The organism is Sessilibacter sp. MAH3 (assembly GCF_054658275.1).
This window is the reverse complement of the sequence record NZ_BAAGIE010000018.1, coordinates 55477-80134: the sequence shown is the minus strand read 5'-3', so window position 1 is coordinate 80134 and position 24658 is coordinate 55477. Positions and strand designations below refer to the sequence as shown.

The 24658-nt window shown below is 44.3% G+C and carries 17 protein-coding genes; 14 read left to right on the top strand and 3 right to left on the bottom strand.

What is annotated here, in order from left to right:
• Positions 1-23 precede the first annotated feature (23 nt).
• Complete coding sequence (locus ACYQ2C_RS12255; protein ID WP_460102940.1) at positions 24-1361, bottom strand: glycosyltransferase family protein; 1338 nt, start codon at positions 1359-1361, stop codon at positions 24-26.
• A 517-nt stretch (positions 1362-1878) separates the two neighbouring features.
• Between ACYQ2C_RS12255 and ACYQ2C_RS12250 the strand changes: the two genes are divergently transcribed.
• A complete protein-coding gene (locus ACYQ2C_RS12250) occupies positions 1879-2499 on the top strand; it encodes a LysE family translocator (protein ID WP_460102938.1) in 621 nt (206 codons plus the stop codon).
• 274 nt (positions 2500-2773) lie between these two features.
• Here ACYQ2C_RS12250 and ACYQ2C_RS12245 read toward each other — a convergent pair whose 3' ends face one another.
• Positions 2774-3013 carry a hypothetical protein gene (locus ACYQ2C_RS12245; protein WP_460102936.1) on the bottom strand — a complete coding sequence of 80 codons (240 nt, stop codon included), beginning with the start codon at positions 3011-3013 and terminating at the stop codon, positions 2774-2776.
• A 372-nt stretch (positions 3014-3385) separates the two neighbouring features.
• Here ACYQ2C_RS12245 and ACYQ2C_RS12240 point away from each other — a divergent pair, with 372 nt between their 5' ends.
• The 3 genes from ACYQ2C_RS12240 to ACYQ2C_RS12230 all read left to right on the top strand — a co-directional run bounded on the left by ACYQ2C_RS12240 (position 3386) and on the right by ACYQ2C_RS12230 (position 5945).
• On the top strand, positions 3386-4387 hold the full coding sequence (locus tag ACYQ2C_RS12240) for a molybdopterin-dependent oxidoreductase (protein ID WP_460102934.1): 1002 nt from the start codon (positions 3386-3388) through the stop codon (positions 4385-4387).
• Between the two features lie 209 nt (positions 4388-4596).
• The gene (locus ACYQ2C_RS12235; RefSeq protein ID WP_460102932.1) at positions 4597-5478 is read left to right on the top strand and encodes a lysozyme family protein; all 882 of its coding nucleotides are present in this window, start codon (positions 4597-4599) and stop codon (positions 5476-5478) included.
• Complete coding sequence (locus ACYQ2C_RS12230) at positions 5475-5945, top strand: hypothetical protein (RefSeq protein WP_460102930.1); 471 nt, start codon at positions 5475-5477, stop codon at positions 5943-5945. The genes ACYQ2C_RS12235 and ACYQ2C_RS12230 overlap by 4 nt, the downstream gene beginning before the upstream one ends.
• A gap of 120 nt (positions 5946-6065) precedes the next feature.
• On the opposite strand, the gene ACYQ2C_RS12225 is transcribed toward ACYQ2C_RS12230, so the two are convergent.
• Positions 6066-7313: a sensor domain-containing phosphodiesterase gene (locus tag ACYQ2C_RS12225; protein ID WP_460102927.1), complete on the bottom strand. Its 1248-nt coding sequence runs from the start codon at positions 7311-7313 to the stop codon at positions 6066-6068.
• A 719-nt stretch (positions 7314-8032) separates the two neighbouring features.
• On the opposite strand from ACYQ2C_RS12225, the gene ACYQ2C_RS12220 reads away from it, so the two are divergent.
• From ACYQ2C_RS12220 to ACYQ2C_RS12175, 10 genes are all read left to right on the top strand, one after another.
• Positions 8033-9466 (top strand): M28 family peptidase, encoded by a 1434-nt coding sequence (locus ACYQ2C_RS12220; protein ID WP_460102925.1) that lies wholly within the window; start codon positions 8033-8035, stop codon positions 9464-9466.
• A 126-nt stretch (positions 9467-9592) separates the two neighbouring features.
• Positions 9593-9832: a hypothetical protein gene (locus ACYQ2C_RS12215; protein WP_460102923.1), complete on the top strand. Its 240-nt coding sequence runs from the start codon at positions 9593-9595 to the stop codon at positions 9830-9832.
• Positions 9833-9863: 31 nt separating this feature from the next.
• Positions 9864-10166, top strand: coding sequence for a hypothetical protein (locus ACYQ2C_RS12210; protein ID WP_460102921.1), 303 nt, complete (start codon positions 9864-9866; stop codon positions 10164-10166).
• Entirely contained in the window at positions 10166-13024 is a 2859-nt protein-coding gene (locus ACYQ2C_RS12205) for a prolyl oligopeptidase family serine peptidase (RefSeq protein ID WP_460102919.1), read from the top strand. Before ACYQ2C_RS12210 ends, ACYQ2C_RS12205 begins: the two co-directional genes overlap by 1 nt.
• A 1008-nt stretch (positions 13025-14032) precedes the next feature.
• Positions 14033-19750, top strand: a complete 5718-nt coding sequence (locus ACYQ2C_RS12200; RefSeq protein WP_460102917.1) for a beta strand repeat-containing protein — start codon at positions 14033-14035, stop codon at positions 19748-19750.
• Positions 19750-20229: a cohesin domain-containing protein gene (locus tag ACYQ2C_RS12195; protein ID WP_460102915.1), complete on the top strand. Its 480-nt coding sequence runs from the start codon at positions 19750-19752 to the stop codon at positions 20227-20229. Before ACYQ2C_RS12200 ends, ACYQ2C_RS12195 begins: the two co-directional genes overlap by 1 nt.
• A 268-nt stretch (positions 20230-20497) precedes the next feature.
• Positions 20498-21532 (top strand): AraC-like transcriptional regulator QhpR, encoded by a 1035-nt coding sequence (gene qhpR / locus ACYQ2C_RS12190; RefSeq protein WP_460102913.1) that lies wholly within the window; start codon positions 20498-20500, stop codon positions 21530-21532.
• Positions 21533-21652: 120 nt separating this feature from the next.
• Positions 21653-23032 (top strand): type III glutamate--ammonia ligase, encoded by a 1380-nt coding sequence (gene glnT / locus ACYQ2C_RS12185; RefSeq protein ID WP_460102912.1) that lies wholly within the window; start codon positions 21653-21655, stop codon positions 23030-23032.
• Positions 23033-23042: 10 nt separating this feature from the next.
• The gene (locus ACYQ2C_RS12180; protein WP_460049216.1) at positions 23043-23906 is read left to right on the top strand and encodes a phytanoyl-CoA dioxygenase family protein; all 864 of its coding nucleotides are present in this window, start codon (positions 23043-23045) and stop codon (positions 23904-23906) included.
• Complete coding sequence (locus ACYQ2C_RS12175; RefSeq protein ID WP_460102910.1) at positions 23906-24631, top strand: type 1 glutamine amidotransferase; 726 nt, start codon at positions 23906-23908, stop codon at positions 24629-24631. Before ACYQ2C_RS12180 ends, ACYQ2C_RS12175 begins: the two co-directional genes overlap by 1 nt.
• Positions 24632-24658: the final 27 nt, after the last annotated feature.

Here is a 24658-nt window from a genome sequence, read left to right as displayed (position 1 = left end):
CGGCGGAATCGTCGTTGGAGTTTTCACGAGAGGGCTCGACTTGTGCTGAATCGCCGGTGTGACTTGGGGGCGTTTCTGGAGCAAGAAATGGTTCTACACAAGCAATAAAATCTGTTGCCGCCCGTTGCCACGTCCAGCCTTCTTTGATAATCAGGTTGTACAAGCTGATCGCGGCTTTTTTTTGCATTATCCCCAGACGCAGCGAGTTTCTCAATCGCATCCTTAACAGCTTCAACATCCTCTGGGCGGTGGTTCTCATTATTGTCGTTGTCAGACAAATGCCCGCGGATATCAACCGGAAAGATGCTTTGCCCAATATAGGCAGCGCCGGTTTTGCCTTCAAGAAACTGCCAAAGCCCGGAATTTTTTCCCAATATCAGGGGTACGCGCGCGGCGATGGCTTCCCAACCAACCAGCCCGAATCCCTCGTGCCAGGAGAGCATCATGGCGAAACTGGAGCTTGCCAGTTCGTGAAAATACTTTTGTCTGTCCGCGGTGAAGGGTATTAATTCAACCTGCAATTGCCGCTTGGCCCACTCTTCAAGAGTGGGCCGAAGCTCGCTTTCTTGTTCATTCTCAACGCCCATCAGGCAAATGCGAGGGGTGCCCGATAGCTTGGTCAGAATGTTTGTCGTTTTTTGATCTTCAACCGCTTCGACAAAAGCACGAATGGCGAGGCGCCCCTGTTTAATTCTATCATCTTCGGGCCCCAGTCGCCCGGCTGCAAAGCCGCGAAAACTTGCCGGCTGGGTGGTTCGGTATTCGACTTCATAGTCGCTCGGTTCATCCAACCCCGGCATGAGCATAGTCACTGTTGGCCGGTTCGGCGACGTAGCCAGCAAGTCGGTCAGTTCTTCATGCAGACGAGGGCCCACGCATATTGCATGGTCAGCCTGAAGAAAGAGGTTGCGCTGGCGTTCCTTTTTCTCATCAGCACTCAGGCTGTCGCCCTTCTTGAAACCTTGATAGGCAACATGGGCCATATGATTAAAAAGCACGACCTTACCACCCAGCTTTTCGCGCAGAGCCAGTGCCAGGGGGCCGGTTTTATCGTCATGTCCAAGCCATAACGTTGGTGTTTTAACATCGATCAGGTGTGCGACCGCTTCTATTGTCTCTGCTATTGCCTCTGCGTTGCTTAAGAGCATATCCGCGCTGCCTTCCAACAGACAGACTCCGCTACGCTCGGCGTGTGCTTTATCGTCTTCCGTGGCACTTTCGGCGTCGACGATACAAATCAGTTTGAAATCGTCGCGGTCTTCCCGTTGACCCAAGGCCTTCATGAGCCCCGTGTTAAACGTGTTGATTCCGCCGTAACGCGTGCCCCAGCAGTTTGCCAATGCAATGATTTGACTGGCCAATTTGCCTCTCCCTGAATGTGCGACTACTCCGGCAGCCGACCCTACGGGTGTGATTGGTTAGAAGTGTTGTTAGATGGTGAACCAACATACCAGAACAGAATAAGAAATCCCAAGATAAAAAAGACTAAAAACTCTACGGTTAAACTTCTTGAAACTTCCTGCCAAATCTGGTTTTAGAATGGAGTTAAAGGGCAGACAAATGCGTTTGCATAGTGCGCATTTAAAATATTAATTCGCTTGAAGTATTTATGCTTTTTTTGAAATTTCATTCTGGCGGCTAGATTTGCCGTCGCGAACATTTAGGTAGATTCCCCAAAAATGGGGTTATCAATAATCCGAGTTTGCATCACTTATTTTATTAAAATAACGAGCACACTGATCTACAAAAAAGTCACTATTAAAAAACTCTTAACTCTCTCGCAATAAACTACCGTTTTTTAACCATTAACCTAATCAAAAATTTGGCGATCAGAGCTTTTTATTCGTCTTGGGTATCTCTGATTTCGAGTAGTTGTAAATGAACCTAGCATTACTGAGTGTATTTATTCCCACCATTTTATTTATATCCATCACGCCGGGTATGTGTATGACCTTAGCGTTGAGTTTGGGTATGAGTATTGGTTACCGCAAAACCCTATGGATGATGTTGGGTGAAGTCATTGGTGTGGGTATTGTTGCGATAACTGCGGTGCTGGGTGTGTCGTCGGTAATGTTGAATTATCCGTGGTTATTCACCGGTTTAAAAATTGTTGGTGCCTTGTATCTGTTTTATTTGGGTGTATCCATGTGGCGATCGAAAGGTCGTTTAGCACTCAGTGATTCACCAGAAAATATAAATACAAACGCAAATTGGAATTTAATTACCCAAGGATTCTTAACCGCCATTGCCAACCCAAAAGGCTGGGCGTTTATGGTGTCTTTATTACCGCCGTTTATCGATATCAATAAATCCATGACGCAACAATTAATGGTAATAGTGGGCATTATTATGGTGTCGGAATTTTTATGCATGAGCCTATACGCAACCGGCGGAAAAGCATTAAAAAGAGCTTTAGGTCATTCAGAAAACGTGCGCATAATAAATAGAATATCTGGCAGTTTAATGGTGGGTGTAGGTGTTTGGTTGTTAATGAGTTAGATAACATCGCCTCGTAAAACTATAGGACCCTCTGATTAACTCATCCTTGATTTAATCAGAGGGCAGAAATTGAAAATGTGATTTCCAATTTCCTCACAATTTCAATCACTTACAGTTCTTGAAATTGGCGACACATCCTTGTGTCGCGAGAAACTCTAGGTTAATCAGAGTTTCCTATAATTAATTACAAAATTAGGAGTTTAGAGTTTTCAAGAGACGTATATTGTTTTGAAGTATTCGTTATAGGCCTTTTGTAATTTATTTAGGATATTAATTAAGAGAGATCGTGCTCGTCGATTTCTTTATCTAATTCTTCCTTGGTTACATAGCGCTTTATTATTTGGCCATTTTCATCGAGGCGTTCAAAAACGAATCGGCCTGTAGCTATTTCTTCTGAAAGTATCTCTAAACCGGTTTCTAAACTTTCACGCGCAGCTTCTTGACCGGCCTGAGCGGCTAGTTCGCAAATCTCTTCTAAGCTCACTTCGGTAATGTCGCGTTTTTTGTCCGTCATACTTCTCTCCACATTTTTCAATTTACTTTTAATTTTGGGCTATGAACTCTAACGTTACATGCTGTAGTTTACGTGAGCTAGTTCGTAGTATTGTTATTGTTTAAAGACTGATTGGTTATGAGAGAACTATGTTTAAATCTCTGATATTTATAGAATTTTATGCTTATAAATCTCACATCTCGTCAGATAATAGAATAGGAAACTATGATTAACTTAGAGTTTCTCGCGACACAAGGATGTGTCGCCAATTTCAAGAACAGTAAGTGATTGAAATTGTTCCAATATGTATTACAGGTTACACACGGTAATACGTCATTTAGGCAAATTACTCCGAGCTAACGATAACTTTATACAATCCGGTACTTTTCTTTTATGAGCCAGCTTCCTCCCCGCCAGCAAATCACCGAGAAATTCCCCGTTGTGGGTGAAAGCAGTCCCGGTTTTGAGTTAACGCACGATAACTGGCAGTTGCAGATTACGGGTTTGGTGGATTCCCCGTTAACCTTATCTTGGCAGGATTATTTGAAGTTTGGTCATCAGACTTGGCATTTTGATATTCACTGTGTAACGCGCTGGAGTAAGTTGGGTAACAGTTTCACCGGAGTAGCACTGAAAGATGTGTTGGCCTTGGCAGGTGTGCAATCGGAGGCGAAATTTGTGCAATTTATCGCCTATTCGGATCGTGATCACGACACCAGTTTACCGCTAGATGTTTGCCTTAACGACGATGTTTTGATCATTCACGAGGTCAACAACGAGCCGCTGTCAGCGGAGCACGGTTTTCCGGTACGTACCTTTGCGCCGTCTAAATATTTCTACAAAAGCTTAAAATGGTTGAAAGAAATTCGTTTAATTAAAGAAGATCAACTGGGTTTTTGGGAGCGTGGTGGTTACCACAATAATGCCGATTTTGTGAAAGAAGAGCGTTATGTCTCCGGTAATTTAACCGAAAAAGAATTATCGAGGTTGCGTGAAACCAAGAATTTTTCGCGCTACAAAGATCAGGTGTTAATTTCTTTGGATTTATCGAACTTGGATTTTTCAGGCGCAGATTTAAGCGGCGTACAACTCAAAAACTGCAACTTGGATGGCTGTAATTTTGAAGGTGCTAATTTGATAAAAGCGAATTTATCCAACTCGTCGGTGCTTAACGCTAATCTCAAAAACGCCAATCTTGAAGGTGCAGATTTAGATGGTGTGTTGTTTATGGGTTCGGACTTGACCGGTGCTAATTTAAATTACACTTTTTTGAACGCAACGGAGTTCACAAGGGAAGGTTTTGATCCTGCATCTGTAAAAAATATTCAATTTGATAACGCCGTCATCAATGGGTTGGTTGCAAAACAACTAGAATTCTTGGTCAAGCAAGGGTAGATTGCCGGTTTTCTGAATTTGGGCAGTTTTAATAAGATGCATCTGGTTTGTTGTTTATTGATGAGACATTTAAATAAAAACAATGCAGATGTTGAGTTAGATTTTATAAATGCCAAATGTCATGTTAAAAGAAAATCGCAGTCGCCCTATCGTTTATTCCGTCGCGTTTAAAGGTTGTTTTGACGGACTTACTAAGATGAGGGAAAGCGATGCCAACGATTCGAATTTCAGGTTCGGTAGGTGTTGGTGGCCGTAATAATGCCGCCGATGTGCGCCTAGTTACAGCCTTACTCAACGTCTATCGACGTCAAAACAATCAAGCTGCCATACCGGTGGTTGATCAAGTTAAAGAACAACTCAATGTCGCCATCAGCGACTTTCAGAGAGTGCGATTGAACAGCGCGCGTCCAGATGGACGTGTTGATCCGGGTGGTCGCACCTTTTCTACTTTATCGACAATCTTATCGAACGTATTTACGCCAGAGCCTCTGGTAAATCCTACGATAGGAACGGTTACTTGGGAGGCGGAAGGCCAAGAAGGTGGTCGCTTTCACAGTCGAAAATTACACGTGCCATCGGCAAGTTCCGGTCTAACCTTGGGTCGAGGTTATGACATGAAGACTAAAACCAAAGGTCAAGTTCGCGCCGATTTTATGGTTGCTGGCATCGATAAAACCAAAACCGAAGTATTGGTTAACGCGGTTACTCTGCAAGGCAATCGAGCCGATCAATTTATCGTTGATAACGACTTGCTAGACTTCGAAATTACACCACTTGCACAATTGAGGTTGTTCGAAATCAGTTACGAGCTCGAAGCGTCTGAGGTGCGTCGAATCTCTGGCAAAAGTGACGTGGTCAATCTCTATGGCCAGCTCAATTGGGACACTACCCATCAAGCCATCAAGGATATCTTGGTCGATTTAAAATTCCGTGGCGATTACACCGGCGCGGCACGTCGGTTTATTCAGGCTCCTGCCGTGAACAATAACTTGGTAGAATTTAGAGATCTCATTGGTGATCGCGGTCGTTGGCAAAATGTTCCGCAAGATCGCTTTAATCGTCGTGTTCGTTTTTTGGCTAATGCAAGATGATAAATCGTTTGTTTGGTGTGTTTCCTGTTAAAAAATCAGTGTTACTTGTAACAGTGTTTGCTTTGCAACTACCGATGTTGGCCTGCGCACAGCAACCCGTCGCGTCGGGTTTAAGCTCCGACGTGCCTTTAAGCGTTTGGGGAATTGAGCTAAAACGTGTTAACAATCAGTTAATTCGCGTGCTTCGCCACAATATGGAAATTGAGCCTAAGATCGTGATCGAGCGTATCGCCACACCGGATTTAACGCTGTTAGAAAAGCTCGAAGTAACGGGCTTTGAATACGGGGACGAGAAATACACCTTTGCCGATTCACAAGGTGCTTTTTTGGAGTCGCTAGAAATCGATGATCAAGCGGTGCATTTTGCCATTGAGTTTTATTTTAACCAAGGCGGTTCGGCATTGCTGAATTGCTCGGTGCGAATAGAAGCTGACAAGCTGGTACAGCAAGAATGTTTTAGCCAGTAATTATTGAAAAAGCATCACTGAATTTTGTAATTGGTGATGCTTCTTTAAACGCAACGCTGTGCAGACGAGAATCTTAACGAACGCGTTCGTACTTTGCAGATCAATAATGCCACATGCCTACTAAGCAATTTCTTTTAACGGCATACCCAAGAAAAATCCCTGCCCTCTGTGTACATTCAATGTCTTCAGCATGCTCAGTTCTTCTTGAGTTTCAATACCTTCGGCAATTACCTGATAATCCATTGCGTGTGAAAATTCTACCAACGACTGTGTAAGGAGTTGGGCATCTCTATTTTCGTGAATCGAGCGAATAATTTCACGGTCAATTTTTATAATGTCGGGTTTTAATTTTAAGATATGCTTGAGCGACGCATAACCTGAGCCCACGTCATCAATTGCCAATTTAACACCGCGATCGCGCAACGGTTTTAAAATGGAATTTATTTCTAAATAGTCTTCAATAACATCGTGCTCGGTTAGCTCAATAACAACGTTGTGATTACTGTTAATCAAATAATCAAACTGGTTTTGATTCTCCAATAAAGTACTTGGCGATAAATTTAATGACAGATATTCCGATTTGTCGCGTTTGGCAAAAACTTCACTATCGCCAAAGTTTAATAACGACTTTTCTATCGCAGCGGTTTCTAGTTGCGACAATAATCCCACATTTTTAGCCTGCGAAAACCATAAGTCTGGACTAGAAAACTTAAAATTATTAAATCGAGTTAATGCCTCAAAACCTACCCGTTTGTGATCGGTTAAAGAGTAAATAGGCTGAAAGACTGGATAAAAGTCTAACGTAGCTAAGATGGCATTGATTTGGTTTTTTCGACAGTCAAAATCGTTGGCATGTTTAACATTTTTTTCCAACACTAAAGCAGCGCAATACGATAAAAAGCGAACGGTTTCTAAATCGCGAGCATTTAACTGATAGTTTGGCTTTCGACTAAAACAACAAAAGGTGCCGTAAACGGATTCGTCAGAAAAAACCAGTGGCACACTCACGTGGGCGCCAATGGGTAACTTGTTGGTTGCTGGTAGCTCAAGCGCACTTGTGTGATCAATAGCATTTAAAATTAATTCGGGCAGCCGACCGTCTAAAACTCTTTGGCAATAAGAGTTTTTGAGTTTATCAAAGCCATCAATGGTAATAGGTTGAAAGTTTTTCTCGCAGTCTACGTAGCGAAAAATACGAAAGCCGTCTTTAATTTCAGAAATAAAAGCAACTTCCATATTTAAATGACTGCGTACGCAGGTCAATAATTTATTTAAGATATTGTCGTTTTCTTGATGCGTAGATTGCGAATTTAGCGCCAATATGTCGGCCATAAGCGATAGTCGAAGATGGTTACTTACGTTGTCCATGCCAAAAAGCTTCCCTAAATTATGGTTTAGGTGATAAAAGAAATTCTGATTGCGTGAATAATACGTTTTTCAAAGTTTCTTAGAGTCGTTTTTTAGTAGCTGTGAGCGCTTATGAACAAACAAAGTATTTTTATTGGTGCAGTAGATATAAACACAGAAAAATGAACTTAATTTTAATCAAATTTATTTTCAGAAAATCAGATTAAATCGCGAGGAGTAAATCAAGGATTCCCAAAATAAAAGTCGATTAAACTCAATACTGCTTTTATCAATGCTATCAATCCCAAGATCGATAATTTTCCGAAATTACAGCGAAATTAAAACTTTATTTCTAATTTCTAATCTTTAATTATCTAACAAATAAGGAAATCAAAGATTTTTATATGTTACTAAAGCGTTCGACAACCTATTTCAATAAGTTTGTCGGGTACAAAAAATAAACTCTTATACCGCGAAGCTACTTTAAATTTCACACATATTATTCGCAACGTGATTTTGTAAAATGGACGTAAATCACCTAAATAATGTCAGGTATTTTCTAAAACTTTGAATTAAAAATACCGTTAATATTCAAGAACAGAATATTAATAATCCATAGGCAGGCCAGTACTGAGAGTTTGTTGGTGCGCACGGGTAAAATACGGTGACTCAGCAATCAATGAGGGTTTTTGTAAAGCAATCGTTAATTTCTAAATTTATCCACAAATTTGGAGAGCGGTATGCGCGGCGTTTCAATCTTAGATCATTCGACCGATCCCTTTTTAGCGAAGCAGCTAAAGCGATACTTGGGACGTAGTTTTGCGGCGTTATCGGCTACCGTGGTGTTAAGTGCTCACGGTGAAGCGCTTGTACCACCGCCAAGCGAAGTGCCCAAACTCTATGATATTGCCGAAGCGGTTAGCGCCGATCGTATTTACGGTGACATAGAAAGACTGGTTGGCTTTGGCACGCGCCACACCTTGTCTGATACCACCAGTAAAACTACAGGTATTGGTGCCGCGCGCAGTTGGATTTACCAGGAGTTCGAGACCATATCGAAAGCCTGTGGTGGTTGTTTAGAAATTCATTATGTGTCTGATTTTGTTGAAGGCGAAACCCGAATTCCTAACAAAACTGAAGTGGTTAGTGTGGTTGCTATTCAGCGAGGTGCTGTTGATCCCAATCGCATGATAATGATGAGCGGCGATATCGATAGCCGAGTCTCTGATGTTATGAACGCGACATCCATTAGCCCCGGCGCTAACGATAACGCCTCTGGTGTTGCAGGTGTGCTAGAAGCTGCGCGAGTCCTCAGCCAATATAAGTTTGCCGGTAGTATCGCCTACGCGGCGCTTGCCGGTGAAGAGCAAGGTTTGTTTGGTGGAAAAATCGTGGCGCAATACGCAAAAGATCAACAGTGGCAACTGGTCGGCATACTCAATAACGACATGATTTCGAATATTGAAGGCATAGACGGAGTTATTGATAACTCCACGGTTCGGGTTTTTTCCGAAGGCACCCGCGCCGTAGAGACACCCGAAGAAGCAAATTTACGGCGCTTTACCGGTGGCGAAGTTGATTCTCCGTCTCGAAATCTTGCCCGATACGTAAAAAGCTTAGGCGAAAAGTACATTGCTAATCTAAACGTCATGATGGTGTATCGCCTCGACCGATTCCGCCGTGGAGGCCATCACCGGCCCTTTAACGAAGCAGGCTTTCCGGGCGTGCGTATTATGGAAACCCACGAACACTACGACCGTCAGCATCAAGACTTACGCACCGAAAACGGCGTTGTTTATGGCGACACCATTGACGGTGTAAACGCAGGTTACGCCGCGAAATTAACCGCATTAAATGCCATCACCATGGCTGGGATCGCAGCCGCACCGCCAATTCCACAGGGCGTTGCCATCGAAGGTGCTGTGTCACCGTCAACAAAAATTCAATGGCAAGAAGCCGATAAAAAAACCGCAAAAAATCTCGCCGGGTACAAAGTCTATTGGCGACTGACCACAGAACCCACTTGGACACATTCACGCTACGTAGGAAACGTTAATAGCTTTGAATTAAAAAATATTGTTATCGACAATTACTTCTTTGGCGTAAGCGCCGTGGCCAAAGATGGCTCCGAAACACCGGTGGTATTTCCAGGGCCTGCGGGGGTTTTTTATTAAGAGTTAAAAGTGGGTTTTAATGTTTTTTTAAAAGGTATTAGTATTAGGGCTAGCAGGTAAAGGTCTTTAACACTTTAGTTTATTTCCTTTGCTAAATAGCCCTATTCTACTATTACTGATGCTCGTATGACTTTCCAAAAATTATATCAAGCCAACCCTTCTTTCAAAGCTGCATTAAAAGCACTGTATATAATTGTTTTAATACCATTGCTTTTTTCCTGTGCCGTAACCGAAGTTGAAAATATAAAAGCTGGTCAAGAACAAAAAATATCCGAAGAAGATGGATACGTTTTTCTTTCTATTGATACCAAATACCAAGTGAGAGAATTAAGTATCACAGGTAAAAAAAAATTTCGTTTTAACTGAAAAGGATTTGCGTAAGGGAAGCAATTACGTATTGTTTAAAGCTCCTGCGGGGAGTTATCGATTTAGTCGAATTGAATTTAATGAAATTTCCGCTTACGAACTTTATAAAAAGTATTGGTCCTTTGATGTTGTTCCTCAAAAAATAAATTATGTGGGAGAATTTAAAATTGATTCTTTACATAAAGAATTTTATCTGTCCAACGAGTCCTCAAGCGCCCTCGAATTTATAGAAACTTATTATTCGAAGTTAATTGGAGAGCGCCTGATCACCTATGTAGGCCCGGGGGAGGATGATTTTTTTGAGTTTGTTCGTAATATCAAGGAGGATAAATAATGAAATCTATGCTTTTATTATTCTTAATGCTTTTCGCATCTTCATCAATCTTTGCTAAGGCTATTGATGTCTCTGACTTGTTTCGTCCATCTTCAATCAGTAAAGCTCGTTTGAGTCCAAATGGATTGCTTGTGGCAGCAATAACATCAGATAAAGAAAAATATTTAGAGGTTTTTTACCCTAAAAAACAATATTCGCAAATAATTTCTAAAATTAATGCTGAAACACAAATATACCGACTTGGTTGGATTGATGACAAGACAATATTCTTTTCGTATAGGCTTAATAATAAGGCGCCTATCAATATTGGTGTTGCTAAACTCGCGGAGCAAAATGACTCTTTTTCTGTAGAAGTAAAAACAATTTACTTTAAAGGCGTGGTTTTAGACCTGTTGCCGCGTGAGCCTGATTACGTAGTGGCTGTGAAAATAGGATTCGAGGATAATTTTACGACTATTCATAAGTTGTCGGTTGAAAATTTATTAAACAATAAATTTCCCATAGATCATCAGGTTATGGAACCTTTATCGGGCGCTGATTTTTATCAGTGGCATGGACCAAGTGCGACAATGTTTGGTGCAAAAATTAAAGAGAACGAATATCAAGTTTGGTCTAAAACTCGTGAAGATCATCGTTGGAAAAATATCTACAGTGGCGATAAACAAAAAACATTTACGCCTATAGCTGCTCTTAAAAATGATCGCGTAGCAGTGCTTAGTAATTTAATTACCGATAAAGTTTCTTTGGGAATTTACAATGAAAAAACAAAAAAAATCGAAGAAACATTATATGGTCATGATATTTATGATCTAGAAGATGCGGAAGTTGATAGTGCCGGCGCTGTTCGTTTTATAGCATATGTAGAACTCGGAGAGTTAAAAACTGAGTATTTTAAAAGTAAAAATCAGGTAGAAATTTCTTCTTTAGAAGAGTCTTTTCCTGGTAAACAGGTATATATACATGCTTCATCTGAGAAGAATAATATTAAATTATTATATGTTTCTGCTAGTGATGATCCTGGCGCTTATTATTTATTTGATTCCGAAAAGAAGATTGCTGAATTAATTAAACGTTCTAATGAACTACTAGACTTGGCTGAGTTTGCGCAGTCCGAGGCTAGAGTGAATGTCTCGGCAGACGGACAAAGAGTAGAATCGATATATACTAAACCTAAAAATAATGGTAATGGTGTTTTATTAGTTATGCCGCACGGGGGTCCTGTCGGAGTAAGAGATGTCGCTCATTTTAATATTGAGACTCAGTTTTACGTAAACAGGGGTTTTTCAGTTCTTCAAATTAATTTTAGAGGTTCTTCAGGCTTTGGTTTAGATTTTTTAAATTCTGGTCGTGGGCAGTTCGGTAAAATTATTGAACAAGATATTATGACCGCCGTAAATGATTTGCGGCGTGAATATCAGTTTGAAAAAACTTGCGCTATAGGAAAAAGTTACGGTGGATATTCATCAGTAATGTTGACGATATTACATCCAGAAATATTTGATTGTGCCGTTGCAATGTACGGTGTTTATGATTTACCTCTATTGTTTAGTAGTGGTACATTGAATTTAGTCGATGACTACAACAAAAAGTTGGAATTTACAGTTGGTGAGCTTTCTGAAGAGTTAAAAATAAACTCACCCGTTAGAATGGTAGATAAAATTAAAAAGCCATTACTAGTAGTGGCTGGTGACTCAGATTTTATTGCCGGATTTGAGCAGTCAAATCGTTTAGCTTATCTCTTAAATAAATACGGAAAAAATTACGAATATTATATTTATAAAAATACAGGCCACGGTACAGAAACCTATGGTAAGTCAAGACATGAAGTTTTAATGGTCGATCGATTTTTACGTGAGCAGTTGCACCTAGACTTCATTAGAGATCATGAGATCGAAGAGCTAAAAATTTTGGTCGATGGACAGTCAGGCCGCATGTCTCGAAACCCCAACGATTTACTGAGAAACAGCTATCTAAAACTCTTAGCTGATCTGGGTGATAATGATAGCCGATATAGTTATGGTCAATATTTGCTGGGAGAGAAGGAGTCCAGAGAAGAAGGCTTGTCTTATTTGCAAGCTGCATCTGATGCTGGTTACGCTAAAGCGACATATCTACTTGCGAAGGAGTCCGAAGCATCAGATATAAATTTAGCAATAAATCTCTATCATAAATCTGAGAATCAAGGGGAATATTCGGCTAATTTAAAATTGGCATTAATATATTGTACGAGCGAAACTGATCTTAGAAATTTAGATCAATGTTTTGACTACTTAATTGAGTACATTAACGAGTCAGACGGATCGTCTAGAGAGGTAAAACGAAAAGTCTCATCGACATTTCTTGATATTCTAGATTATGGCAATTTTAGCTCGCAGGAGCAGTTGAAAATTACCTCCGCCTTGAACGAATTATTGCAGATTAATACAACTATTGTGCAGGGTAAAATTACTGAGCAAGGTACTTTTGGTTCCTCAGGTCTTTTCACTATTCTCAACAGAATCACAGAGCGTACAGATAAGGTCACTATGGCAAATGGCGTGAACTATGCGGTTAAGATTCGAGTGAATAAGGTATCTTCCAGCAATTCGGGTGAATCTGCGCTACGGATCAAATGGTCTCAATTAGATTCGACCGGAGCTGGCGAGCTAAATAATGCCGATTTGAAAACGTGGCAAGAGTTTGTCTATTTGGGTAAGGAGAGAACCGGAATATTAAGCCAGGGTTTTGGCTCCGTCGAAGCTTCCTTAGCGGGTAATTGGAAGGTAGAAATATTTAATTTAGATGGATCACTTGTAGCGAGCACTAATTTTCAAGTTTTATTAGATGATGGATTTATCGATCATCAGTCTGCGTTATAACTTTTCAGACGCCTCTGATCTATGTTGATTTTTTTGATCAGGGGCGTTCCTTTCAGTTGTTTATTATCATCTGCCTGAGTATTTCTTCACTGAACCTTTTATCGATAAAATAATTTGCTTTATGGATATCTACCGACTTTGCGGTTTCTTGCGGAATGGGCAACATAATTATCAGAAAGTTTTCTGACATTTTTGAACGTCTTCCCATTGAGTTTGGAGGATTAATAAATCTGTATCGATCGATCAAAAATCCTTTCTGTGTGTAATTTCCGAACCCTTCTGCTGCAATTGGTTGTAATGGATTTCATTCTTTAGACGTTGGCATACTAAAAACTGCTTGTTTATCCTGGGATAATTTAGGGTTTCTCTGTGATGGGAATTACTTAGCGTTACAGAAATGGTCTGAGTCTAGGAGGGCAGAAATTGAAAATGCGATTTCCAATTTCTTCACAATTTCAATCACTTACCGTTCTTGAAATTGGCGACACATCCTTGTGTCGCTGGAAACTCTAGGTTAATCAGAGTTTCCTTTTGTTTTTAATGTTGATTCTAAGTCGCCGCCTAAATACGTTTTTATTTTTGTGTCTTTTTGAATCCTTAATACAGGTGTGTTTACCTGTGTAAGGCGAAATGGATTAATACCTGAAAAATAATCGGTTAAGGTCAGGTTTGTTTGTTGTGACCATTCAACTTTTACATTTTTTTTACGTATAAATATTAGCAAACAATAAAAAAGCGTTATCTTGTAAGAGAATACTTATATCGTTTAGTACAGAAAAACGAATAATTCTAATAATTCAGTTGAGAGTGTTATTAGTTGAAAATATAATCTTTGCGAAATTTTAAATCTAAAGGTTATAAAACCTTAGGCAGCTTCGGTCGCACAATAAATCGCATTCCACGAATTTGCTCCTTGTTTATAAACCCTATTGGTATAGGGAAAGGATTTTTAGGAACAAAACAAAAAGTAGTTTGTGCGTTGCCTTGCAACGAAAATAGGGAAATTCAATGAAAACCAACCACTTTATAATTGCAGCCTTAATTGCTTTATTGGCTGCCTGTTCTGATGGTCCCAATGTTGATCAATCTATTCACGGCGGCGGCTCGGGTGAAACACCCGATAATGGTGGCGGCGGTTCAGGCGATGGTGGCACCGGTGGCGAAGGTGACGGCGACGACGGTGATCCTACCGATCCAACAGAAACGCCCAACGGCGTATCGGCCGAGATAACCAGTAGTGCGCAAACCGGCGAAGTTGGTGATCCCTTCTCTTTTTCAGTTGAAGTTTTTCCGGCAAATGCGAATGTAGATCGCATTGAGTTTGTCACCAGCGATGGTCGCACCATTCAAGGTAGCCCGGCAGAAATTAGTTTTGATCAAGCCGGTACCTTTTCGGTGACGGTGCGCGTTATCTCTGGCGGAGAAGTCGTTGCTTCGGCGCAATCTACGGTTGTTGTAACCCAGCCTATTGCTCTGCAAATTGAATCTGCAAGTCCCGAAATCTTTGCGGGCGAGCCTGTGGTTTTTTCTGCCCTATTTTCTCCTATCGATACTCAAGTTGATCGTGTTGTATTTACAGCAACGACCAGCCAAGGCACTGAAGTTGTTGAAGGAGTCAACGCGCAATTTAGTTTTACCAACGCCGGCCCGGTTAGCGTAAGAGCGGAAGCGTTTGTAAATGGAGTGGTTGTTGCTGCCGACGAGTTTACCTTTGAGGTTCAAACTCCAACGACGGTTGAGATTATTCCAAGCGCTGTTGAGTCTATTGTTGGCAGTCCGCTTATTTTTGAAGCCAATATCCAGCCTGACGGCACAATTGCTGAAAGCGTTATTTATCGCATTACCAATACCGAAACCGGAGAAGAGCGTGAAGTTGAAGCGCCGGTAGATGGCAGTCCATTTGCGGTTGATTTTCTTGATGCCGGTACATTTACGGTTGTTAGCGAAATCTTGGTGGGCAGCGATACCTTTTTAAGTGAATCGGTATCTGTCACTGTTGAGCTTCCTACGTTTACTACAGATTTTACGGCCAGCAATATTTTGGTTAGCCAAACGGTACCGGCTTCTATTCAGATAGAACCCCAAGGTACGGTGCCAGATCGGGTGGTTTACACCATTACCAGCAGCGATCCAACGGTTGCGCCAATAGAAGTTGAAGGTCCCGTTGATGGCAGTGTTGCCGATCTGGAGTTTCAAACCGCAGGCGAGTTTACCGTTAGCGCGCAAATATTTATTGGCAATGAAATTATCGATGCTGGCGAGTTTACTGTCTCATCAACATTACCGACCGTGACCCTTACTGGGCCTACCAATGCCTTGATTGGCCAAACGCTGCTGTACACATCAAGCTTTACTCCCCTTGAATCTGCAGACCTCGTTACCGAAGTTCGATACGTAATTACTGAAAACGGTGTTGAGCGTGTGGTTGCCGGTAATGCCCAAGGCACCGCAACCGAAATTAGCTTCGCCAATCCGGGTCAGTTTTCGATTGTTGCTCAAGTATTCATTGGCGAAGAAGTTCTTACCGAAGAAATTGTGGTTGATGTGGCTGTGCCTGTTAGCACCACGATTACCGGTTCTGCAACCGAGACTGTGGTTGGCGGAGAGCTCAGTTTTACCGCAAATATTCAGCCCCAAGGCACTGTTGCCGACAGTGTTGTTTATCGAGTCACTAATGTGGCTACCGGTGAAGAGCAAATCATTACAGCTCCGGTGGATGGTAGCGCCTTCGAGATTACCTTCCCTAACGCTGGTGAGTTTACCGTGGTTGGTGAAGTAACCGTTAATGGTGAAGTGACAACCAGTTCGCCTGTTACTGTTACGGCAACCTTGCCAACGCTACAGACTAACTTCCCCTCGGGTGGGGTTTTAGTGGGCGGTTCCGTTCCGGTTGCCATTGAGCTAACACCACAGGGTACCCTTGCCGATCGTATTGTTTATACCGTCACAAGCAGCGATCCGGCGATTGCTGATCGTGTGATTGAAGGCCCCGTTGATGGCAGCCCATTCGAATTAGATTTCCCAAGAGCGGGTGGTTTCACCGTAACTGCGCAAGTCTTTATTGGTAACGAAGTGATCGACGCCGGTGAATTTAGTGTTGATGCAGCCTTACCAGAGGTTACGGTTACGGCGCCAGTACAAGTGTTAACCGGCCAACCTGTTGCTTACACCACCACGGTATCGCCAAGCGAAGCGCTGGCGTTGGTTAACCGTGTGCAATATGTCATCACCGAAAACGGTGTTGAGCGCACGGTAGAAGGTACAACTGATGGCACCGCAACCGATATCACCTTCCCTGCTGCGGGTACTTTTACCGTCACTACCCGCGTTTTTGTAGGTGACGAGGTCATTGAAGATGTGTCTTCAATTACTGTTGCAAATCCAGTTAGCGTTGATTTAATCAGCTCAGCGAACGCAACGGTTGTTAACTCACCGCTGTCGTTCTCGGCGGATATTCAACCGGTCGGCACTAACGCATCGGCATTTATTTACCGCGTAACCAACACCGATACCGGCGCAGAACAGGTTGTGAACGCACCGCTTGATGGCTCGCCGATTAATATTAATTTCCCAACCGCGGGCAACTTTAGCGTTGTTGGTGAAGTTACCGTGAATGGCGAAACCACCGTCAGTGATCCAATTGCAGTAGCTGTATCCTTGCCTGCGATTACCACCACATTTGCGCCTGCCACTATTATCGTGGGTGACAGCGTGCCAGTCTCCGTTGGCTTATCGCCACAAGGTACGGTCGCCGATAGCATCGTCTACACCATTACGAGCGATGATCCAGCGATTGCAGATCGTGTGGTAAACGGCCCAGTAGACGGCAGTCCATTTAACCTAGATTTCCCAGTTTCTGGTGCCTTTACAGTGTCTGCTCAGGTGCTTATTGGTAACGAGGTAATCGACGCGGGCAGCTTCAGTGTTAACGCGAATTTACCGGAAGTCACTGTCACGGCACCAACCGAAGCACTAACTGGCGGCGAAGTAGCGTTTACCACGGTGTTAACTCCAGCGGAAGCCCTAGATTTAGTAACACGTATTGAATATGTGGTCTCTGGCCTAGCGACTCCTATTGCGGGTAACACCACTGGCGCTGCCACCAACATCACCTTTAATACTGCGGGCGATTTTGATGTAACCACCCGCGTGTTTATCGGTGACGAAGTTATAGAAACCAACTCAAGTATCACCATTGCAGAGCCTATTTCGGCAACGGTGACCAGCTCTGCCAGCGAAGTGATTTTGGGCGAAGCATTGAGCTTTGATGTGACCATCACGCCACAAACCAGCCCGATTGATCGAGTGGTATTTACCATCGCAGACGGTAACGGTGACGTTGTTGATACTGTTACCGGTGTAGTCGGTGATTCAACCAATATTGTCTTTAATGCGGTTGGCAATTTCACCGTAACCGCAGAAGTATTCTCTGGCTTCCAGTCGTTCATAACAACGCCAATCAGTATCGTAGCTATGGAACAGCTACCTGAGTTTGTGGCTCTGAATGCGCCTATTTCTATTGCTGTTACTGGCCAAACGTTAAACTTTGTTGCCACAGTGGCGCCGATAAATGCCAACTTCGATCGCGTGGTGTTTACAACCAGTGATGGTCAAAGCTTCACCTTTACCGATACCGGCACACCTTCGGCGAGCTTCAGCTTTGCCACCGAAGAAACGGTACAAGTCACCGCGCAGGTTTTTGTTGGTGATGATGTGATTGTTACCGATCAATTATCGGTAGTGATCAGCAATTCAGGTCAGCCTTTCCCAGAGGAGTTTGGCTTCCCAACCATTGGTGATCTGAACGGCGACGGTCAAATCGATTTGGTGGACGTTGTTTTGGCAACCCAGCGCTTTGGTGGTTTGCGAGACGCAGCCGATCGCGATGAGGCAATCGCCGCGAATATCGATCTAGACGCCGATTTCGATCTTGTTGACGTTGAATTACTGTGCAGTATTGTCGCCTCGCAAGACTTTATCGCGCGCTTTATTTCACCACCACAAAATATCCCGGGCGGTAGCGCTCTGGTTATTTCGCCAAACTTGGTAGCGCCGCTCGATTCGTTAGCGATTACCGTCAATGGTTTTGCCGCGCAATCGATCACGCAATTTGCTCAAGGTTACGTGTACTTCACCATTCCGGCTGAGGCCAGCCTGGCGGGCGTAACCGCAAGCGTGCAGGTAGATGTTCAAAGCGGTGGCAATATCCTGTCGGATACCTTTACCGTTGAGCTCGGTGAGCAGCCATTGCCACCTTCAGATGCGACCATCGACGTAATGGATTTCTTGAATGAGTTCGAGCGAGCCTTCGAGTTGCAACAATTATCGCTGGATGCATTGCTATCTGACCTGAGCGTTACTGGTCAAAACTCTGCTGTATTGGGTGCGTCTTTGACGGTCGGTCGTGCAAATCTATCGACAACCTTTGATCAATTCCGATTACTGCTAATCGATAATAACGATTCGCCGCTGGCGGCCGTGCTCCAACAGGCATTGTATGCAAATGGTTTAGACGCATTCCGCAGTCTATTAAGTACCACAGATGAAGCCATTACCAACGGCACGTCGGTAAATCCAAGCGGTTTGTTAGACGTGTGCAGTGAAACAGTTCCATCGTTGTGTCATTTGCAAGACACCTTTGATCTAACTCGCGCTGCGACTACCTTGATTGGTTTGAGCTGCGATGCCCTAGAGGTTTCGGTGCTGTCAGAAAGCCTACCGGCCGATGCCGTTGCCGCTTGGACGGAGCAGTGTCCGGTGGTTACCTCCGAACTTGCTTTCGCATCAACCATTGCCGACTTGTTCAGTGATACCGAATTGCGCCTGCGTTTACTGGCGAACCCAACCGAGCAAATGGTGGGTCAACGCTCGCAAATTACTCCGCAGTTGGATGTCACTGGTGGCGAGACCGTTCGACGCTTTGTGGATGCTCAGATGATTTCTGGCACCGGTGATGTTGAATTGCAGGCAATTCTTGCCGATCAAGTCATCAGTAATTTGCTAGCAGGTCGAGCCTCAAACGGTGCTCTTGTAGATTTGTTGGATTTGCTCGGTAACGATTTACTGGCATTGCTAACCAGCCAGGTCTCGGCTGTTACTGGTCAACCAACCTCTGCGGCAGAAGTCACTGGAATCCTGTCGGATGTGGGCTCTCAGTATCTGGCTCTGTTTATTGATCAAAGTATTACCTTAGATGCCACACGAATTTTTGACGCTAATTCGGCGGTTGGTGGTGATCTATCGGTGACCGCACCTGATCAAGCAGACTTTGGCTGTTTTGCGCCCGGAGATGCTAATTTTGTTCAATTCGCCGATGTGAATGGGCAGGTACAAATTCGCGATCTTGTGCAGCAAAAATCGGTGGAGATTACCTGTGGAGTTATGCCGATTCGAATTCGCTTTGGCGATAACGGGTCGATCAAAGATGATATCTTTGAGCTTCGTATCAATGGCGAGTCTACCGTGATTGCCGAAGATCCAAACGTATTGCTTGAGAACACTTACCAACTGCCGTTTGGCATTAACGAGCTTGAGTTTGTTGGCCGTGCATCAGCAATGTTTGGCGGTACCATTATCGTCGTCATCTTTGACGCAAATGAGGTCATTGTTAACGATCCCGTAGATCGCACAAGAATTCGTTTTGATGGATCAACCGAAATTAGTACCGCAGGTCTAAATCAGGGCGAGACGCTTAGCATAACCATCCGCGTAGGAGAGCCAAACTAATGAAATTTTCAAAAATATTAATGGCAATGGTTCTACTGTGTTGTTGGCAAGGCGCCAACGCACAGTTTATTGGTGATGTGTTTTTTGACGAAAACAATGTCACTGTCTCTGCCGGCCAACAACTTACGCTTCCTGCTGTATTCTTTGCGGGTGCAGATCCTATGGGTGGTGTTGAGTTTGAAGTGAGTTTTGATCCTGCGGTTTTATCGCTGGTGGATATTACCGCCGCGGATGGAGATTTTAGTGGTCTGTTCAGTAGCCACCAAAATAACGACGGTAACTACGCGATTGTGGTGTCGAATCAGACTTCGCTTACAGCGCCGACTGCCTCAGTGCCTTTGGTGAATCTGATTTTTGAAATTGTCGGTTCAGCAGGAGATACTGCGCAGGTGCAAACCACGGTCAGAGATAGTGTAACAACCAGCTTGGTGCGCTACCCCGCCTCGGTTGGTTTTGTAACCACTGTAACCGTTCAGTAAGCTTCAATTTTTTAAAACGCACCCCTAAAAAGCCGCGTGTCATGGAGATTGGCATGCGGCTTTTTTTATGGCAGCAAATCAAAGTTCTGTAGAGGTGTTTATAACTTCTTAATGTATCGTCGTGCGCCAACGACGCATTTTAGTGCACTATAAAACAGCACTAGCACTGAATCTCTACAAAAAATCTTTATGATTCAATAGGTTATCGGTTTTTCCGAGAGTGGTACCCTTATTGCTGATCAGAGATTATCCTAATGGGGGTCTGGTCATGATCAATTCATTGCAAGTTTCATCGCAAAAACAAAACGCATCCAGTGTTATTGCCTCGGTAACCGTTGGCTTGGATAGGTTTATCGATATCCAAGGTGGTAAAAGCGAGCAAGTATTGGCGCGTTCAGGCTTAGCCCCCGACCTATACAAACAACCTAATCGCCATATTTCGCTGAGCCAGTACATTTTGTCCATGCATGAGGCGGCAAAGTCTACGGGCAATGAACACTTTGGTTTATGGTTTGGCGAGCAATTTCAACCCGATGGATTGGGTGCATTTGGGTTTTATGCAACGACCGCGGCGACTTTACGAGACGCCTTAGACGGTATGCAGACCTACTTTCCTGTATTCCAACGCAACAGCGTACTGCAATTGGACGTCCGTAAAGGAATTTGTGAGCTTGAGTACCGATTGCTCGACGGTGATATTTTAGATCGACGACAAGATGCCGAATTGACGTTAGGAATGCTCAATAACGTCGTAAAAAGTGCCATGGGTGAATCCTGGGCGCCACTGGGCGTTGATTTTCAACACCCGGCGCTTGTGGATGCAAGGCCGCATCGAGATGCCTTCGCCTGCGATGTTCGCTTCCAACAGACACGCAATGTCATTCGTTTTCGTGAATCCTGCTTAGATACGCCCATGAGTAAAGCCGACTCAATGCTCAATGGCGTGTTGCTGGGCATGCTTCAAGATATGGCAGGGCGACCTCTGGCACCTATTAGCCTAACCAAACGGGTTAAAAACGAGATAATTGAGTGCTTGCCTTCAGGCGAGGTCAGCATCGAGCAGGTTGCAGAGAGACTTAATCTGCCTATTCGGTCGCTACAACGCCGTCTCAAAGAAGAAAATACCTCCTTTAAAATTTTGACCGAAACCGTTCGCGAAGACCTAGCCACCTATTATCTGACCTACAACACGTTAACCATTTCTGAAATAGCCTACCGGTTGGGTTATTCAGAAGTAAGTGCGTTTACACGTGCCTTTTTACGTTGGAAGGGCGTAAATCCCAGCCAATGGCGAGAGGCATAACGGGTTATCCGTTGATGCCATAACGATGGCGCGAAATGTCAACAAATAGGTTTTAGCCGTCAACGCAAATTACCCTCCTCTTTGACAGACTGGATTCATCCCAATACGGAGATGAAAACCATGTCTCGAAACACTCCAAAATCCACGCAGTGGCAATGCCCCGAAGAAAATGCTCTGGCGGCTGCGCAAGCGTTTCTAGCAGAGCACAACGTTCAATATTTGCTGGCGCAGTTTGTTGATATTCACGGTGGTATCAAAAGCAAATGCGTACCAGCGCATTGTTTAGAGAGCCTGCTAACTACCGGTGCCGGATTTGCCGGTGCGGCGGTGCAAGGCTTTACCATCAGCCCGCAAGATCCCGAATATATGCTGGTCGGTGATTTAAGCACCCTAACTCTGCTCACTTGGCTGCCGGGTTACGCGGTGATTCGTGGTCGCGGCCAAGTTGCCGACAAAGATTATCCGCTTGATTGCAGAAACGTTTTATTGAAACAAACCGACCGTCTTAAAGAGCGCGGCTGGGCGTTTATGACCGGGCTTGAACCTGAGTTTTATCTGGTTAAGCGCGATGACAACGATCAGGTGGTTCCCTTCGACAGTTCGGACACACTGGCAAAGCCCACATACGATTATCAAGGTATCACTCGCAATACCGCCTTTTTAGAGGCGCTCCATCAGTCCTTGGAGGCTACCGGTCTTAAGGTCTACCAAATCGATCACGAAGACGCCAACGGTCAATTTGAGCTGAACTTTGACTACGACGAAGCGCTTAAAACCGCCGATAATATTCAGCTTTTTAAGATGAGCGCCAAAGAAATCGCCCATCGAAATGGTGCGATTTGCAGCTTTTTACCTAAGCTATCCTCGACCACCACCGGCAATGGCATGCATGTGCACTGCTCCATGCAAGATGAGCTTGGCACCAACCTATTCCACGATGCCAATGACCCAAATGGAATGGGATTATCAAAGCTTGCCTATCAGTTTTTAGCGGGCGTTACTCTCCACGCTAAAGCACTCACCGCCCTACTGTGCCCTTCGGTCAATTCTTATAAGCGTTTAGTGTCAGGCACGCCCGAACGACCCAGCTGGGCCCCGGTATACATCGCTTACGGAGACAATAACCGATCGGCCATGCTGCGAATTCCCTACGGACGCATTGAGATTCGAATAGGCGACAGCAGCATGAATGCCTACTTGGCCACCGCCGCAATCATCGCCGCCGGTCTGCACGGTATTGAACAAGAATTAACACCCAGCAAACCAATCAACACCAACTTTTTCACACTCACCCACGCGCAGGTTGATGAGTTGGGCGTTGAGCGCCTGCCAGAAACCCTAAACGAAGCATTGGACGAGCTTGCCAGTGATCTGGTGCTGCAAGAAGCCTTAGGTCCCGAGCTGATCAACGCCTTCATAGCCATCAAGCGTACCGAATGGCAGGAATATCACCGGCACGTTTCAGAGTGGGAACTTAATCGCTATCTCGAATTTTATTGAGGTCAAGACCATGAAAGCACTTACCGATGCGCAAGTCGCACAATTTAAAAAAGACGGATTTTTAATCGTCGATAAAATTATTGAGCCAGAGCACGCCATTGAGATTCGCAATCGTTTTGAGGCGATATTCAATGAGGGGGAGTATCTAACCGGCATCAAGCCCGATGAGGTTAATTTACCGGTTGGTGATCCTCCTTACACCAAGCAAATCTGTAACGCGTGGAAGTCGGATTTAACCGTAGCGCGACAAGTACTCAGTGAGCAGATGGGTCGATTCTGTGCCCAACTTGGCGGTTGGACCGGAACGCGTCTGATGATTGATAACCTGTTGTGGAAGCCGGTTGGAGGCCGATCTATAGGTTTTCATCAAGATAGTATGTACTCACTATGGATCGATAAGCCCGCTTTAGTGAGCTGCTGGATTGCGCTCGATCAAACAACCGCTGAAGGTGGCACCTTGGTGTACATCAAAGGTTCCCACACCTGGGGTGAAGCAAAACCCATTATGCAGTTCCACGGACCCGAAGACGATCTGAAAGAGGTTCGTGAATGGGCCGAGCGTCACGGCTTTGAGTTGGAGCTTGTGCCGGTGGTGGTGCCTCCCGGTGGTGGCGCCTTCCATGATGGTTGGTTGTGGCACGGGTCGCGAATCAATAAAGCCGACGTTCCTCGCCGGGCCCTAGCGATGCATTGCTTCCAGTCCGACATCGAATTCAACCCCAATTTGATGACCATTGGTAATGGGCCAATTTACGGTAAGTACAAAAAGTTTGGCTCAAATGAGGTCGATGAAAGCTACTTCCCAATCACCTATCGAGAGGACGGTTACCGAACGCCGGGTCTAGACGATTTCTTAGAAAAGGGAGTGTTCTGATGAAGATCGCGGCCATTATGGCTGGGAGCATGGATGGCCCTGTGGAATCAGGTGCCATCGGTGCAGTCGTGGCGGAGCGAGGAGCAGCGTTAATCTGGCATTACCGGCGCCAAAATCACCCGATGCCCGCGCCGGATGACTACGATGCACTGATTGTCTTTGGCGGTGAGGTCAGTGTTCATGACCTCGCCTTAAAACCGTATTTTGATTCACTGGCACAATGCATTCTGGCGTTTCACAAGCTTAACAAGCCGATTCTAGGCTCGTGTCTTGGATCGCAGGCCATCGCCTACGCGTTTGGCGCCAAGGTATTTGCGCAAGGGTTTTTAGAATATGGATTTACACCGCTAACGCCAACCCAAGCCGCCGAGACTGATCCGCTACTGGAGGGATTGGATTTCACTCCGACAATCTTTGAGATGCATTCGGATACCTTTGAATTACCTGTAGATGCCTCTTTGTTACTCACCGGAGAAGCCATTCGTCACCAAGCGTTTAGATTGGGCGAGAGCACCTACGGTTTTCAATGCCACTTCGAGGTGAATCCCAACATAGTAACAACCTGGACTGAGCGCGAACTGATCGGTAATCCCAATCATTCGCCCGCAACCGTGAGCGAGATTTACCAACAAGTCATGCTTGACTTTGAGCGTTATCAGTCCGATCAGCAGCGTTTTGCGCATCAGGTGGTGAATCGTTGGCTGGATCTGATCCCTAATTCTTAACGGGCGACCCGTACTAATCCGAGGTAG